At 65.4% G+C, this 14,594-nt stretch carries 14 protein-coding genes, 1 tRNA gene and 1 pseudogene; 12 read left to right on the forward strand and 4 right to left on the reverse strand.

Annotated features, from left to right (window positions below; translation table 11 throughout):
• Positions 1-37: 37 nt before the first annotated feature.
• Positions 38-1,093, forward strand: coding sequence for a serine/threonine-protein kinase (locus MKAN_RS16415; protein WP_036396178.1), 1,056 nt, complete (start codon positions 38-40; stop codon positions 1,091-1,093).
• Between the two features lie 432 nt (positions 1,094-1,525).
• Here the strand turns inward: MKAN_RS16415 and MKAN_RS16420 are convergent.
• Both MKAN_RS16420 and MKAN_RS16425 read right to left on the reverse strand, forming a co-directional pair.
• Positions 1,526-1,599, reverse strand: a tRNA-Gly gene (locus tag MKAN_RS16420).
• A 29-nt stretch (positions 1,600-1,628) separates the two neighbouring features.
• The gene (locus tag MKAN_RS16425) at positions 1,629-2,381 is read right to left on the reverse strand and encodes a ZIP family metal transporter (RefSeq protein ID WP_099184505.1); all 753 of its coding nucleotides are present in this window, start codon (positions 2,379-2,381) and stop codon (positions 1,629-1,631) included.
• A gap of 42 nt (positions 2,382-2,423) precedes the next feature.
• Here MKAN_RS16425 and pcp point away from each other — a divergent pair, with 42 nt between their 5' ends.
• The 7 genes from pcp (at position 2,424) to MKAN_RS16460 (ending at position 10,116) form a co-directional block, all read left to right on the forward strand.
• Positions 2,424-3,092, forward strand: a complete 669-nt coding sequence (gene pcp / locus MKAN_RS16430; RefSeq protein ID WP_023369970.1) for a pyroglutamyl-peptidase I — start codon at positions 2,424-2,426, stop codon at positions 3,090-3,092.
• A 117-nt stretch (positions 3,093-3,209) separates the two neighbouring features.
• On the forward strand, positions 3,210-3,866 hold the full coding sequence (locus MKAN_RS16435) for a VldE C-terminal domain-containing protein (RefSeq protein ID WP_036444000.1): 657 nt from the start codon (positions 3,210-3,212) through the stop codon (positions 3,864-3,866).
• A gap of 88 nt (positions 3,867-3,954) precedes the next feature.
• A complete protein-coding gene (gene dcd, locus MKAN_RS16440) occupies positions 3,955-4,527 on the forward strand; it encodes a dCTP deaminase (protein ID WP_023369974.1) in 573 nt (190 codons plus the stop codon).
• Positions 4,528-4,647: 120 nt separating this feature from the next.
• Positions 4,648-6,252, forward strand: coding sequence for a DUF7159 family protein (locus MKAN_RS16445; RefSeq protein WP_023369976.1), 1,605 nt, complete (start codon positions 4,648-4,650; stop codon positions 6,250-6,252).
• A gap of 183 nt (positions 6,253-6,435) precedes the next feature.
• Positions 6,436-7,875, forward strand: a complete 1,440-nt coding sequence (locus MKAN_RS16450) for a DUF7159 family protein (RefSeq protein ID WP_416188543.1) — start codon at positions 6,436-6,438, stop codon at positions 7,873-7,875.
• A 76-nt stretch (positions 7,876-7,951) separates the two neighbouring features.
• Positions 7,952-9,301 (forward strand): UDP-glucose dehydrogenase family protein, encoded by a 1,350-nt coding sequence (locus tag MKAN_RS16455; RefSeq protein ID WP_023369980.1) that lies wholly within the window; start codon positions 7,952-7,954, stop codon positions 9,299-9,301.
• A 137-nt stretch (positions 9,302-9,438) separates the two neighbouring features.
• A complete protein-coding gene (locus MKAN_RS16460) occupies positions 9,439-10,116 on the forward strand; it encodes an Rv0324 family HTH-type transcriptional regulator (RefSeq protein ID WP_023369982.1) in 678 nt (225 codons plus the stop codon).
• Between the two features lie 23 nt (positions 10,117-10,139).
• On the opposite strand, the gene mddA is transcribed toward MKAN_RS16460, so the two are convergent.
• Positions 10,140-10,919 carry a methanethiol S-methyltransferase gene (mddA, locus tag MKAN_RS16465; RefSeq protein WP_023369984.1) on the reverse strand — a complete coding sequence of 260 codons (780 nt, stop codon included), beginning with the start codon at positions 10,917-10,919 and terminating at the stop codon, positions 10,140-10,142.
• 232 nt (positions 10,920-11,151) lie between these two features.
• Here mddA and MKAN_RS16470 point away from each other — a divergent pair, with 232 nt between their 5' ends.
• On the forward strand, positions 11,152-11,820 hold the full coding sequence (locus tag MKAN_RS16470) for a class I SAM-dependent methyltransferase (protein ID WP_023369985.1): 669 nt from the start codon (positions 11,152-11,154) through the stop codon (positions 11,818-11,820).
• Here MKAN_RS16470 and MKAN_RS32070 read toward each other — a convergent pair.
• A pseudogene (locus MKAN_RS32070) lies at positions 11,788-11,948 on the reverse strand (hypothetical protein); the annotation flags it as partial. The gene MKAN_RS16470 and the pseudogene MKAN_RS32070 sit on opposite strands and share 33 nt — an antisense overlap.
• A gap of 144 nt (positions 11,949-12,092) precedes the next feature.
• Between MKAN_RS32070 and MKAN_RS16475 the strand changes: the two are divergent.
• The 3 genes from MKAN_RS16475 to MKAN_RS16485 all read left to right on the forward strand — a co-directional run bounded on the left by MKAN_RS16475 (position 12,093) and on the right by MKAN_RS16485 (position 14,540).
• On the forward strand, positions 12,093-13,274 hold the full coding sequence (locus MKAN_RS16475) for an NAD(P)/FAD-dependent oxidoreductase (RefSeq protein ID WP_023369987.1): 1,182 nt from the start codon (positions 12,093-12,095) through the stop codon (positions 13,272-13,274).
• On the forward strand, positions 13,271-14,074 hold the full coding sequence (locus MKAN_RS16480) for a nucleoside phosphorylase (protein ID WP_023369989.1): 804 nt from the start codon (positions 13,271-13,273) through the stop codon (positions 14,072-14,074). Before MKAN_RS16475 ends, MKAN_RS16480 begins: the two co-directional genes overlap by 4 nt.
• 220 nt (positions 14,075-14,294) lie before the next feature.
• Positions 14,295-14,540, forward strand: a complete 246-nt coding sequence (locus MKAN_RS16485) for a DUF4190 domain-containing protein (RefSeq protein ID WP_023369991.1) — start codon at positions 14,295-14,297, stop codon at positions 14,538-14,540.
• The last annotated feature ends 54 nt before the right edge of the window (positions 14,541-14,594 follow it).

Raw genomic sequence — 14,594 nt, forward strand, 5'->3', positions numbered from 1 at the left:
TAAAAGGGGTCAAGCCCATTCTGCCTAGGATTTCGCTATGACGGCGGCCACTCGGGCAGCAGGAAAGATCATTGCTGGCCGGTACGAGGTGCGAAAAGCTCTGGGTAGCGGAGCATTTGGTGAAGTGTACGAGGTGTTTGATCACAACCTCAAACAGGTGTGCGCCCTCAAGATCCACAATCGGATGGTGGCGGGGCCTTGGACCGAGGCGCAGATCCTCCGGCAGCTGGACGGCGAGTACATCCTCAAGGTGTTAAACGCGGACCTCGCTGAAGGCGCCCCGTACGTCGTGACACACCTGGCGACCAACGGCACAATCGCCGACCAGATCCAGCCCGACGTCGGGGTTCCGATCACCGCGGCTGTCCGGTGGGCTCGGCAGGCATGTCAGGGCGTCGCCCGTATCCACGATCAGAAGTTGCTGCACCGCGACCTCAAACCCGAGAACCTTTTCATCGACGGTCGTCACGACGTTCTAGTCGGAGACCTTGGACTCGCCCAACTCCAGGATGAAAACGGCCTGGCCGATGCCGCCGGAAGCATCCCAACTATGGCACCGGAAATCGCACGAATTGGTGCACCGGGACAGAACCCTACGACGGCGCGCGTGTATAGCATCGCCGCAGATGTGTACAGCCTCGGGGCAACTCTGTTTTGGATGCTCGCTGGCGCTCAGCCCGTCCCGGGAACGTCGTCATACGACGACATCTGGAGGGCGTCCCAACCCGACCTCTGGGAGGTGGCTCCACATGTGCCGCAAGGCCTACGCGACATCGTCAACAGGTCCATCGCGCGAGAGCCGGTCAAACGCTACGCCTCGGCGGCCGGGTTCGACTCCGCACTCGGCGGATGGTCACCACCTCCACGCCTTTGGACCCGCGTAAAGCCCCACCCCGGTCACGAGCAGTGTTTCAGCGGGACCAAAGGTGCTTCGCTCCTTGCGGTATGCGCAATTCCAACAGGCGTACGAACACAGCTGAACATCGTCGCGTACCACTCGGCATCCGGGCGTGCCGTCACGAAGGCCCGTCGGACAGTACCGCGATCCGGGCTGTCAGCCGGTTTGCGCAGCGCCTTTCACGCGTGCAACTGACGACTCACTCATCCCAGGAAATGCGCATTGGCGAACGTCACCTGGGGACACGCGCGGCCAAATCCCCAGACACGTGCTGCGGGGCCCTCGATACCGCATAGACCACCCAAACACAAAGGCCACGCCCTCTTTGGAGTTCGTGACCTTTACACCTGCAGTTCGTCGAACCGCTCGATGTCGCTGAAGGGGGACTTGAACCCACAGATCCCGAGGGAAGCCGCTGGTCCGGAGAATATAGACAGCCCCGTGGGGTAGCGCTCGGTCGGTGGCGCTGCGAGATCTGGGTTATGTCCAGGTCACGACCCCTCAGCATGTACGCCAAGGGCCAAATGGGCCAGCAACAGATTTGAGGATCGAATTTACGGGGAAAGTACGGGATTCTGCCGAGACAGGTTTGCTGGCAAACCTCGATATGCCGTCGAGCTGGATGTATGGAGCCGATGACGGGAATCGAACCCGCGTATTCAGCTTGGGAAGCTGATGTTCTGCCATTGAACTACATCGGCGCGGTTGCTTCAGAAGGCTAGCATCCGGATCATTCCATCACCCCCAGGCAGTAGAGGATCAAGAATCCGGCGAAGAACATCACCGCCATCCATGGCCGCTCCGGCGTCTCGTGCGCTTCGACCAGCAGCTCCTCGACAACCAGCCACAACAGGGCCGCCGCCGCAAACGCCAGCACCAGGGTGAGCACGGCAGCACTCGCGCCGCCGAGCAGCAGCGCACCCAGCACCGCCCCCACCGCGGTAACGAGGCTGACGCCACCGGTGGTCACTGCGGCGCGAACCCTCGGTACACCCGAGCCGGTCAGGCGCAGCGCCACCGACAGTCCCAGGAACAACACCTCGACCGTCAGGGCGAGCGCGATGATGAGCGCGGTCCGTCGAGACACGGTCGCGCCTGTTGCGACAAGTAACCCGTCGATGAAGAGGTCGACCGCGACCACGGCCAGAAACGCGACGGGCAGCGCGCCACCGGAACCCTCCCCGCCGGAACCTTCGTCGCCGTCGAAATGCCGAAGCCCCACCAGCACCGCAACACCCGCGCTAAAGCCCACGACGATCAGCCACAGCGAACCCCGGGCACGTAAGTCCGGCAGCACCTCACCGGCCACTGCCGCCGTGACCACCCCTGCGGCGAAATGCTGTACGCCGCTGACGAGGGCAGGCGAGGGGCTCCGCACGACCGCGACCACGCCGCCGATGATCCCGGCGACAACGGGGAAGGCGACCAGGGACGCGGCCGTCGTCACGATGCTGATGCCAACCTCCCGGGTCCGGTCGAAAATGTGTCAGCGGGCAAGCGCGCAAACCGCACATCAAGGAGCATCATGTCGCAGGTACTGGTCACCGGATTCGGAGCGTACGGCAACACGCCCGCCAACCCGGCGCAGCTCACCGCCGAGGCGCTGGACGGTCGTATCATCGCCGGCGCCACAGTGACCGCCCGCATCGTGCCGAATGTGTTCTTCGAGTCGATCGCCGTAACGCAGCAGGCCATCGCCGACGTTCGGCCGGACCTGGTGGTCATGTTGGGCGAATATCCGGGCCGCGCCGTGATCACCGTCGAGCGACTCGCGCAAAACATCAACGATTGCGGACGATACGGGCTTGCCGACAACGCCGGCACGGTTCTGGTCGGAGAGCAGACGGACCCGGCCGGCCCCGTCGCCTACCATGCGACGGTACCGATCCGCGCCATGGTCGTAGCCATGCGCAAGGCCGGTGTGCCGGCCGACATCTCCGATGCCGCCGGAACGTTCGTCTGCAATCACCTGATGTACGGCGTCTTGCACCACATCGCGAAGAACGGCCTGCCGATCCGCGCCGGCTGGATTCATCTGCCGTGCCTGCCCAGCGTTGCCGCCCTGGAGCACAACCTCGGCGCTCCCAGCATGTCTGTGGAAACAGCGGTCGCCGGGGTCGCTGCGGGTATCGAGGCCGCCGTTCGACAATTGTCTGATATCGGCAAACCCGTCCGGTCTCGATTGCAGATCTGACATCACTACTGGTGGCGGCACCTTTGCCGGTGCGGTCGGATAAGCCGCTGGTTTACGCGAAGAATAATTTCCTATATAGGGATGTTTATTGTTTCGTGATCTCGTAGAGTGCGTCAGGTGGGAAGGCACTCCTTAGTCCGGGAACGGCGAAGGTCGCCAGCAGTCCTGGCCGCTGTCCTGGCCCCAGCTGCGGTTTTCTTCGCGGTGGCCGGAGACGTCGGTCCCCTCGACGCGCGTGTCGTCGACCAGGGTGACGGACCCTGCTGCGTGGAGATCGTGGCGGCCACTCCGCTGGCTTTGGTGTCGAGAATGCCTGGTAGCGAGGCCGGCATGGGTTTGGGAGGCGGCCAGTTCGCTGCGGCGTCTCGATGGCGGGTCGACACCCGGTCCCGGGCGCTGCCGCCGGGGGCTGCGCCGGAGCAGGGACTTCAGGTCAAGACGATCTTGGTCGCTCGTAGTCTCAGTGCGCTGTTCCCCGAGATCCACGAAATCGGCGGCGTTCGAGCTGACGCGCTGCGGTGGCATCCCAACGGGTTGGCGCTTGACGTGATGATTCCGGATCCGGGCAGCGCCGACGGTATTGCGCTGGGTAATCAGATCGTCGGATACGTGTTGCTGAACGCAAGCCGATTCGGCATACAGGATGCGATTTGGCGGGGCGTCTATTACACGCCCGAAGGCGCGCGGTCGACCGGTGCCGGCCATTACGATCACGTCCACATCACCACCACCGGCGGCGGCTACCCGACCGGGGAGGAAATCTACCTGCGCTGAGCTCGGCGCCAGCCGGTTGAGCAGCGCGCCACCGCGCCGCTGAGCCGGCACGAGCCGTTGCGCGCCCACCGGCAGCTACGCTCGTCGGGTGCTGCTCTCTGACCGTGACCTCAGAGCCGAAATCTCCGCCGGACGACTGGGCATCGACCCGTTCGACGACAGCCTGGTGCAGCCGTCCAGCGTCGACGTCCGACTCGACTGCCTGTTTCGGGTCTTCAACAACACTCGCTACACCCACATCGATCCCGCCAGGCAGCAGGACGAGCTGACCAGCCTGGTGGAGCCGGCCACAGGAGATCCGTTCGTCCTACACCCCGGCGAGTTTGTGCTGGCCTCGACGTTGGAGCTGTTCACGCTGCCCGACGATCTCGCCGGACGGCTGGAAGGCAAGTCGTCGCTGGGCCGGCTGGGATTGCTCACCCACTCCACCGCCGGCTTCATCGATCCCGGCTTCAGTGGCCACATCACGCTGGAGCTGTCCAACGTCGCCAACCTGCCGATAGCGCTGTGGCCGGGAATGAAAATCGGCCAGTTGTGCATTCTGCGATTGACCAGCCCGGCTGAGCACCCGTACGGGAGCAGCGGTGTCGGATCCAAGTATCAAGGTCAGCGCGGCCCGACGCCGTCGCGTTCCTATGTGAACTTCATACGTTCTACATAGCTTCGGGCCGGCTCCCGGCATTGTTTGTTGGACTAACATCTTTTTAGGCGTGTTCTGCTCCAGTCCACCGCCGGTCACAAAACCTTGGGAGGGGTTTTGGACGTTGTACTCGGCATTTCGATGGCACCGACCGCGGTTCGGATGGCGTTGGTCGAAGGCCAAGACGGCGACGGCCTGATCGTCGAAGAAGACACCTTCCCCGTCGGCCCGGACCCGTCCACCACTAGCGCACCCGACCAGGTGATCGCCGCGATTCTGGGCACCAGGGAGGGCGCGGTCGAGGCCGGCTTGCGGCTTTCCTCCGTGGGCGTGACGTGCCCCGACGACACGTCGGCGGCGGCACTGCGCGACGTGCTGGCCGCCCACAAGCTCGAAAACGTCATGCTGGTTTCGGCGTTTCTGGCTGCGGCCGCGTTGGGGCAGGCGGTCGGCGGTGCCGTCGGCTACGAGCGGACGGCGGTGTTGTTCATCGAGCCGGACACGGCGACGTTGGCGGTGGTGGACACCGCCGACGGGTCGGTCAGCGAGGTGCGCCGGCAGCTGCTGTCCCAGGACGACAACATGGCGGCGGCCGAGGTGGTCGACATGGTCGCCGGCGTCGAGTCGATGCCGTCCCGTCCCGACGGTGTGTACGTGGTGGGCACTGGCGTCGACATTGCCCTGATCAAACCCGCGCTCGAAGCGGCGACGTCGCTGACGGTAAGCGTGCCGGAGGAAGACGAGATGGCGCTGGCTCGGGGTGCGGCGCTGGCGGCGGGCAACGCGCCGTTGTTCGCTTCCTCCACCGCGGCTCTGGCGTACGCGCACGATCTGCCCGATCCCGACCTTCGTCGCGATGAGTTCGTCGCCGGCTCCGTGCCCGACGACTCTGCCGGCCGCCGGTCGGCCCTCTTGATCGGTAGTGCAGTCGCGGTGATCGCCATCGCCGCGGTGGTGGCGCTCGAAGTTGCCCTGGCGATCAATATCCGCCCGACCGTCGCCCTGCTGCCCAAGCCCAGCGAGAACCATCTCGTCACGCCGACGGACCCTGCTCCCGCGCCCACGCAGGTCGCGGCGGCTCCGCAGCCGAAGATCGACCTGCCGCGGCCAGCTGAGGCACCCCGAGCCGCGAGCCCGCAACTACCGGCTCCATTGCCTGCGGCCTCGGTCGCGGAGGCTCCGGTTCTACCGGCCTTACCGGCTCCGGTGTTGCCGGCTCCGAAGGTTCCGGTTCGGCAGATTGCGCCCGCACCTGATCCGGCCGTCGTGGTGCCGCCGCTGTTGCCGTTCCTGGTGCCCCCGGTCCTTGCGACTGGTCCCGAGACGCTGCTGCGCCCGCCGGTGCCCCAGGCCCCGGCGCAACTGCCGCGGCCCCAACCGCAGGCGCCCGCACCTCGCGTCGAGGTTCCGGCGTCGCCACCGCGGATCGTGAGTCCGGTTCCGCGCAAGCCGGTCCGACAGCCTCCTCCGGTCCTGGCGCCGTCACCCAATCCGGGGCATAGCCCCGGTGGTGGTGCCGGTGTCCCCGGCCGCCGCGGTCCAGGCGGCGGTCCCGGCGGTAAGGGCCCGATAGGCGGTAAGGGGCCGCTCGGTGGTAAGGGTCCCGTCGGGGGCGGCGGCCCCTTTGGAGGCGGCGGCCACGGTGGTGGTGGCCACGGCGGCTTCGGCGGTGGGCACGGACCCTTGGGAGGCGGCGGCCACGGTGGTGGTCACGGCGGCTTCGGCGGTGGGCACGGACCCAGATAGCAAACTTCGAATAGGCGAACGCGGGCCACTGGCGCGATGTGACAGCGAGTCATGGCTGTCGCAGCAAACCAACTCAGAGAGTGATTGCGGGCCGCGAGTAAGATAGGAATACCGGGTTGGGGACCCGCGGCAAGGTTCGTAGTCACGTATCCGCGACGACGCAAGAGACTATATGGGGGAGCTTTGGACACCGTACTTGGTGTGTCGATGGCGCCAACCGCAGTCCGGATGGTGCTTGTTGAAGGCGAAAACGGCGACGGCGCACTAGTTGACCAGGACCAGTTCGACGTCTCCGGTGACGGGGATGCGGCGACTATCAGTGCGGCCCAGCAGGTGGTATCGGCGATCCTGGGCACCCGGGAAGGCGCCTATGAGGGTGGCTACCAGCTGACCTCGACCGGTGTGACCTGGCGGGATCCGGCCCAGGCCGCAGCGCTGCGTGAAGCGCTGGCCAACCAAAAAATCGAGAAGGTCGTGCTGGTCTCGGCATTCTTGGCTGCGGCGGCCCTGGCCCAAGCGGTTGGCAACGAGACCAACTATGCGCACACGGCGCTGCTGTTCATCGAGCCGGAGACCGCGACCCTCGCGGTGGTGGACAGCGCGGATGGCTCGATCGCCGACATCCAGCGACAGCTGCTTTCCGACGACGACGACACCGCAGTTGCCCAGTTGACCGAGCTGGTCTCGGCCGCCGAAAGCCTGGAGACACATCCGGACGCCATATTCGTCGTCGGCTCCGGTATCGACATCCCGATGATCAAGCCGGCGCTGGAGACCGCGACTGCGCTTCCGGTGACCGCGGCGGAGGAACCCGATACCGCGCTGGCCCGAGGCGCGGCACTGGCTTCGGCTAACACCCCCCTCTTCGTGTCGTCTACGGCCGCGTTGGCCTACGCACAAGATCCCGGTACCGGCGCGCTGGACCCGAACCGGCTCGATGCCGCCTACTTCAACGACGTCTCCGACAGCGTGCAAACCGGCGAGGGGCCGTTGGCTTACAGCGCCGTCCCGGACAGCGTCGTCGCCGACAGTGCGGTCCCCGATGACCAGCCCGAGCGCAAGCCGTTCCCGCTGCTCGCGAGCATCGTGACGTCGATCTTCGTCATTGGCGTTGCGGCCCTTGCGCTTTCGCTGGCCGTCAGTATCCGGTCGTCAACCGATGTAAAGCCCGACCCCGGCCACAACGTCGTGACACCGTCGGCGCCCGCGCCGGCAGCTCACGCTCCCGCCCCGAAACCGCAGGCTCCCGCGCCGACACCGCAAGCCCCGACACCGCAAGCACCGGCTCCGCCGGAACCCGCACCGGCTCCGCAGGCTCCGGCACCGGCTCCCCGGGCTCCGGCACCGGCTCCCCAAGCTCCCGCGCCAGCTCCGGCTCCGGTTCCAGAGGCTCCTGCGCCCGCGCCCGCGCCGGCTCCGGTGCCGGCGGCTCCCGCCCCGGCGCCGGTGCCCATTCCGGTACCCGTTCAGATACCGGTGCCCCCGATCTTTGGTCCCGGTGGTGGCGGCGGCTTCCCGGGTGGCGGCGATGACGGCGATGACCATGGCGGCGGCCGCGGTGGTGGCCATGGTCGTGGGCATGGTCGCGGCGGTTTCAACATCCCCTTTATCCCCGGCCTCTGATTTGGCCGGGTAGCTGTCATCTGTCGTTCAGCGCCACGATGTGGTCTGCTCATCGCGGGCACCTACACACGGTGGTGTGAGATGTACCGTCTTCGGCACCGGCTACCTGGGTGCCACCCACGCCGTCGGAATGGCGGAACTCGGGCACGAAGTGCTGGGGGTGGATATCGATCCCGGCAAGGTTGCCAAACTGGCCGGCGGCGATATTCCATTCTACGAGCCCGGTTTGCGAAAGCTGTTGACCGACAATCTGACTGCTGGTCGTCTGCAGTTCACCACCGACTACGATCTGGCCGCCGACTTCGCCGACGTGCACTTCCTGGGTGTCGGCACACCGCAGAAGAGAGGCGAATACGGTGCGGACCTCCGTCATGTCCACTCCGTCATCGACGCGCTGGTACCGCGGCTGACCAGGGCGTCGGTCCTCATCGGCAAGTCGACGGTGCCGGTGGGTACCGCGGCCGAACTGGGGCGCCGGGCCGCTGCGCTGACTCCTCGGAATGTGACCGTCGAAATCGCGTGGAACCCGGAATTCCTGCGCGAGGGATTCGCGGTCCGTGACACGTTGCACCCCGACCGCATTGTGCTTGGCGTACAGGATGATTCGACGCGTGCCGAGGAAGCGGTGCGTGAACTGTACGGCCCGCTGCTGCAGGCCGGCGTGCCGTTTCTGGTGACCGACCTGCAGACCGCCGAGCTGGTCAAGGTATCGGCGAATGCCTTTCTGGCGACCAAGATCTCGTTCATCAATGCGATTTCGGAGGTGTGCGAGTCCGCAGGCGCCGACGTCAGCCTGTTGGCCGACGCGCTCGGGTACGACCCACGCATCGGGCGCCAATGCCTCACCGCTGGTTTGGGTTTCGGTGGCGGTTGCCTGCCCAAGGACATCCGCGCGTTCATGGCCCGCGCCGGTGAACTCGGTGCCAACCAGGCGCTGACGTTCCTGCGCGAAGTGGACAGCATCAACATGCGCCGGCGCAGTCGCATGGTAGAGCTGGCCACGATAGCGTGCGGCGGTTCGCTGCTGGGTGCCAACATCGCGGTGCTCGGCGCGGCATTCAAGCCCGAATCCGACGACGTGCGAGACTCGCCGGCGCTCAACGTCGCGGGCCAGCTGCAGCTCAACGGTGCTGCGGTCAACGTGTACGACCCGAAGGCCCTCGACAATGCACATCGGCTGTTCCCCACCCTGAACTACGCGGTCTCGGTTGCGGAGGCCTGCGAGCGCGCGGATGCCGTGCTGGTGCTTACCGAATGGCGTGAGTTCGTCGACCTCGACCCCGACGACCTGGCCGACCGGGTGCGGGCCCGCGTCATTGTCGACGGCCGCAACTGCCTCGACGTCGCCCGCTGGGAGCGCTCGGGCTGGCGGGTGTTCCGCCTCGGTGCCCGGGCTCCGGTGGGTGACACTCAGAACCGCGCCTGAGCCGGATCACCCAACAGCCGCAGGTTGCTTGAGTGACCGCGCCGGCGGCAGTGCGCGCGGATCAACCGGCGTCGCGTACTATGAAGTTCCAATGAACGATGGAATATCAGTATTCCACTGAGCCTTGGAGAAGCTGAATGGCCGGACAGTCCAATCGCAAGGCGGCGCTGCTGGAGCAGATCTCTCGGGTAGGTAAGGCGCTGGGTAACGGCCGGCGATTGCAGATCCTCGACCTGCTCGCCCAGGGTGAACGCACGGTCGAGGCGATCGCGACTGCGACGGGGATGAACCTGACTACGGCATCGGCTAATCTGCAGGCGCTGAAGAGCGGCGGCCTGGTCGAGGCTCGCCGCGACGGGACCCGCCAGTACTACCGGCTCGCCGGGGATGACGTGGCGAGGCTGTTCGCGTTGGTGCAAGTCGTCGCCGATGAGCATCTGGCCGACGTGGCAGTCGCGGCCGCGGCGGTGCTCGGCTCGCCCGAGGATGCGATCACCCGCGAGGAGCTGCTGCGCCGGCAGAAGTCCGGTGAGGTAACGCTCGTTGACGTGCGACCGCATGAGGAATATCAGGCCGGCCATATCCCGGGTGCCATCAATATCCCGGTAGCCGAACTGGCCGGCCGGCTCGCCGAACTACCGGCCGACCGCGACATCGTTGCCTACTGCCGTGGCGCCTATTGCGTCATGGCCCCCGACGCAGTCCATATTGCTCGCACCGCGGGCCGCGCGGCGATGCGGCTCGACGACGGAATGCTCGAATGGCGGTTGGCCGGCCTGCCGGTGCATGAAGGCGAGGCAGTTCGAACGCCGTAGTGCTGCCTCGACATTCGTGCGGATTACTTGGTTGCCGTCCCCGCTGGACCGGTGTGCAGCGTACGGCGTTGCCTGTGCAGGAGAAGCCCGGGAATGAGCATGGGCACCCGGTTACGGTATCGCCGGTAGTCATCGCCCAGCGCCCGGCTCAGGTCATGTTCTTCCAGAGGCAGCGCGACCAGAATGTAACCGGTCGTCATTACCGCGAACAGTAGATGGCCGGCAGTCATCGTGGGTGTTGCCCAGAACGCCACGATGAACCCCAGCATGATCGGGTGTCGTACCAACCGGTAGAGCATTGTGGTTCGGAATTCGAGGTGGCTGTAGGACCGCGCACGCGCGGCCAGGTAGACCTGTCGCAGGCCGAAGAGGTCGAAATGGTTGATCATGAATGTCGATGTGAACACGATGATCCAGCCAAGCCAAAACAGGCCCAGCACAAGAAGTTTCGCCGGCGGCCAACTGACGGCCCAGATGACGGCAGGCATCGTTCGCCATTGCCAGAACAGCAGGAACAACAGCAGGCTCGACAACAGCACGTAAGTGCTGCGCTCCACTGTTGCCGGCACCAGCCGGGTCCACCGTGACTTGAACCACGGGCGCGCCATCACGCTGTGTTGCACTGCGAAGAGCCCTAACAGAACGACATTGACCACAACCGCCTCGGACGTGGACGCTGTGATGCCGTTGTCTACGGTGCGCGGCACGAGCAGATTGCCGACGAAACCGATCGCGTAAAGGAATGCCGCTACGAAGATCAGGTAGCAAATCGCTCCGTACCCGACTACCAATACCCGTCTCATGTTTGCCCTCCTGGTTCGTGGTTCTGCGACGGTCTTGCGCTTTCCAGGGCACGCGGATGCGGACTCGCCGTGAAACCCAGGCGTGCCTCCCGTGCGGGCGGTTCGTGAAGTGACGTTTGACCTGGTGGGCAGTAGTCACCAGGTCACTATAATCCAATAATCTATAATTCAATAGAGTATTGACAAAGCTCGGCCAGATCGGCGTAGCGGCTACTACAGAAAGGGTCTCGATATGTTCTCCGCCGGGCAGTCGGACCTGGCCGTGGAACAGCGCGAACACTGGCAGGACACCTACCGGGCGCACCCGGCGATGTATGGGCCCGGCCCGTCCCTGCCGGCCGGGTACGCACTCGAGGTCTTCCAGGCTGCCGGGGCCAACCGGGTGCTGGAATTGGCGGCCGGCCAGGGCCGGGACAGCCTCCATTTCGCCCGCGCGGGTCTGCAGGTGCTGGCCACCGATTTCAGCGACGTAGCGGTTGCACAGCTGCGCCGAACCGCGCATTCGCAGCGCCTGGGTGGTCGGGTGCGGGCAATCGTGCACGACCTGCGCGAGCCACTGCCCGTCGAGATCGGGTCCTTTGATGCCGTTTTCGCCCACATGGCGTTGTGTATGGCACTGTCCACCAAGGAGATTCATGCGGTCGTCGCCGAGGTTCGCCGGGCGTTGAAGCCGGGCGGGAAGTTCATCTACACCGTTCGGCACACCCGCGATGAGCATTACGGCATGGGACAGTGTCACGGCGACGACATCTTCGAGTGCGGCGGATTCGCCGTGCATTTCTTCTCCCGCGAGCTGGTTGCCAGCCTGGCTGACGACTGGGTACTCGAAGACGTGTCCGCCTTCGCAGAAGGTGAATTGCCCCGGAGGCTATGGCGGGTCACCGTCGCCAAGCCGACGTAGTGCCGGCCTTCAGGCCAATGCGCTGTTGCGTTGCGGGTAAGCCGCGAGCGTGCCCCGTGTTTGGGGACGGTCGTGATGTTGCGGACCAGTAGGTTCTCGCCGTTGGCCGGTCCGGTGGCGGTGATGGACTAACCGGGTGCCGGTATGGCCCTTGCGGGAACCCCTTCCGCCGTATCTACTATTCCATAGATAGTTGGAATAGTCCGACAACGCCGCGTGCTGCTCGTCGGGCACGAGATGGGCGACGCGTTGACGGGAAGGGAATCAACATCATGAGTAAGACGATTGTCATCCTCGGGGCCGGTGTCGGGGGTCTCACGACCGCCGACAGCCTTCGTCAGCTGCTGCCACCCGAGGATCGGATCATATTGGTGGACAGGAGCTTTGACGGAGTCCTCGGCCTTTCGCTGCTCTGGGTGTTACGGGGCTGGCGCCGGCCCGACGAAGTCCGCTTCCGCGCGAGCCCGACGTCGCTACCCGGCGTCGAGCTGGTCACAGCTACCGTGGGCCGCATCGACGTCGCGACCCGTGCGGTGCATACCAGCAACGGTGTCCTCGGTTACGACGCGTTGGTGATCGCCTTGGGTGCCACGCTCGACGAGGCGGCGGTACCCGGATTGGCGAAGGCACTCCAGGCCGGCGTCGCGGGCCAGTTCTACACGCTTGACGGGGCGATGGAACTGCATACCAAGGTCGACGCGCTGGACCGCGGCCGGATAGCGGTGCTGGTAGCGGCGGTGCCGTTCAAGTGCCCGGCCGCGCCGTTCGAGGCGGCATTCCTCATGGCTGCCCAACTCGGCGACCGCTTCGCGAGCGGCGCCGTACGCATCGACACTTTCACGCCCGATCCGCTGCCGATGCCCGTCGCAGGACCCGAGGTCGGCCAGGCGCTGGTGGCGATGCTCGAGGATCGCGGCATCGGCTTCCACGGCCGCAAGGCCGTCACCGCCGTCGATCCGGCGGACCGAACGCTGCATTTCGGTGATGGCACGACCGAATCGTTCGACCTGCTTGCGGTGGTTCCGCCGCATGTGCCGTCGGCCGCGGCGCGGTCGGCCGGGCTCGGTGAATCGGGGTGGATACCCGTGGACCCGCAGGCGCTGACCACTAGGGTTGACGGCGTGTGGGCTATCGGTGACGCGACTGTGCTTACTTTGCCGAATGCCAAGCCGCTGCCCAAGGCGGCAGTGTTCGCTCAATCCCAGGCTGGAGTCGTGGCTCACGGCGTCGCTCGCCATCTCGGATACGACGTGCCGGAGCGTCTGTTCACCGGCGAGGGTGCTTGCTACGTCGAGACCGGTGATCACCAGGCCGCCAAGGGCGCGGGCAACTTCCTGCGCGCGCCCGCACCTTCGGTGACCTTGTACCCGCCCTCGGTGGCGTTCCACGAAGAGAAAGTTGCCCAAGAAAGCGCCTGGCTGGACCGCTGGAATACGCGAACATCGCCACCGTGACCGACGACCAAGGCCGTTACCCGTTGGTCACACCAAAGGCTTTCGACGAGCCATCGGTGTTTCGCCCCGCAAATCTGCTGCGCGAGGCTCGCCGTCAAAAGTCGTTGCCGGACAAGCCCGTTCCGGCGGTCTGCGTTCTGGATCCCGACGGGGACGTGGTACGGCACCTGGCCCGGGCCGGGACCGGATACCGCCACCCGGGTTGGGCCTGCTACCACACCGAGATGTGGGTCGTCGAGGTCGACGGACTCGAAATCGGAGTTGTCGGAATGGCTGTCGGCGCGCCGTTTGCGGTGTTAGTCGCCGAACAGCTGGCCGTATCCGGCGCAGCGTTGGTAGTCAGCATCACGTCCGCGGGACGCATTAGCGGCAACGAGACACCGCCCTATTTCGTGCTCATCGAGCGGGCGCTTCGCGACGAAGGAACCAGCGCGCACTACGTTGCGCCCGGTGAATGGAGCTATCTGGCCGCGGGACTCAAGGACAAACTCCGAAATGCTTTCGGCCAGAACGGTATTTACGTAGTCACAGGAAGCTCCTGGACAACCGATGCACCCTACCGGGAAACGGCGCTGGCCATCAAAGAAGCCAAGCGACGCGGAATCGCATGCGTGGAGATGGAGGCCGCAGCACTGTACGCCTACGCCGCTGCGGCAGGCCGGAACGTCGTCTGCCTGGCGCATATCACCAACACCATGGCCGTTGACGGCGACGACTTCGAAAAGGGCAGCGACAACGGGGTCAACGTTTCGCTCGCGGTGGTCTCTGCCGTCGCGACGGCGATCCTTGGCTCACCGTAGGTCTGAGGTTTCGTCCGGCTCGTCAGGCACGCGGGTCGTCACTACCGCTGGCTGTTTTGAACAGCAGCGTCGCTCCAAGAATTCGTCAAGCGTCCGTGCAGCGGTGCCCACGAGAATCGTTGCTGTCAAACAAGCGGGGCAGCGCGCCGGCCAGCCAACGAGATGGGTACCGAACATGACCAACAGTCGTCGGGCGACTACGTTTCCACAGGATGACTCTGTGAGCTCGTTGGCGATCAACGGCTTTGCGATCGCGGCGTTGGCGATGAGTGCGCTGGGCCTGCTGTATGTGAGCATTCCCCTCGGAATCGTCGCTCTCTACCAGATCGCCCGCCGCCGGCAGCAGGGTCGTGAATTTGCGATAGCCGCGCTGGTGATCTCCGCATGGTGGCTGTCTTCGCTTATCGCGATTGCCGTCGCAATACTCCTCGTGTGGCTCACGCGGCCCGTTCGCCAACCGCGCTGAGTTCGAGCCTCGACCGCCGCGGCACTCGGGGCCGTAGGATCGAACTCCGCGCCG

This window comes from Mycobacterium kansasii ATCC 12478, assembly GCF_000157895.3.
Lineage (GTDB): Bacteria > Actinomycetota > Actinomycetes > Mycobacteriales > Mycobacteriaceae > Mycobacterium > Mycobacterium kansasii.

Coding starts and splice junctions, on each gene's coding strand:
- MKAN_RS16475 (WP_023369987.1), top strand. CDS start 12,093: ATGAGTAAGACGATTGTCATCCTCGGGGCCGGTGTCGGGGGTCTCACG.
- MKAN_RS16445 (WP_023369976.1), top strand. CDS start 4,648: ATGGCACCGACCGCGGTTCGGATGGCGTTGGTCGAAGGCCAAGACGGC.
- pcp (WP_023369970.1), top strand. CDS start 2,424: ATGTCGCAGGTACTGGTCACCGGATTCGGAGCGTACGGCAACACGCCC.
- mddA (WP_023369984.1), bottom strand. CDS start 10,919: ATGAGACGGGTATTGGTAGTCGGGTACGGAGCGATTTGCTACCTGATC.
- MKAN_RS16470 (WP_023369985.1), top strand. CDS start 11,152: ATGTTCTCCGCCGGGCAGTCGGACCTGGCCGTGGAACAGCGCGAACAC.
- MKAN_RS16460 (WP_023369982.1), top strand. CDS start 9,439: ATGGCCGGACAGTCCAATCGCAAGGCGGCGCTGCTGGAGCAGATCTCT.
- MKAN_RS16415 (WP_036396178.1), top strand. CDS start 38: ATGACGGCGGCCACTCGGGCAGCAGGAAAGATCATTGCTGGCCGGTAC.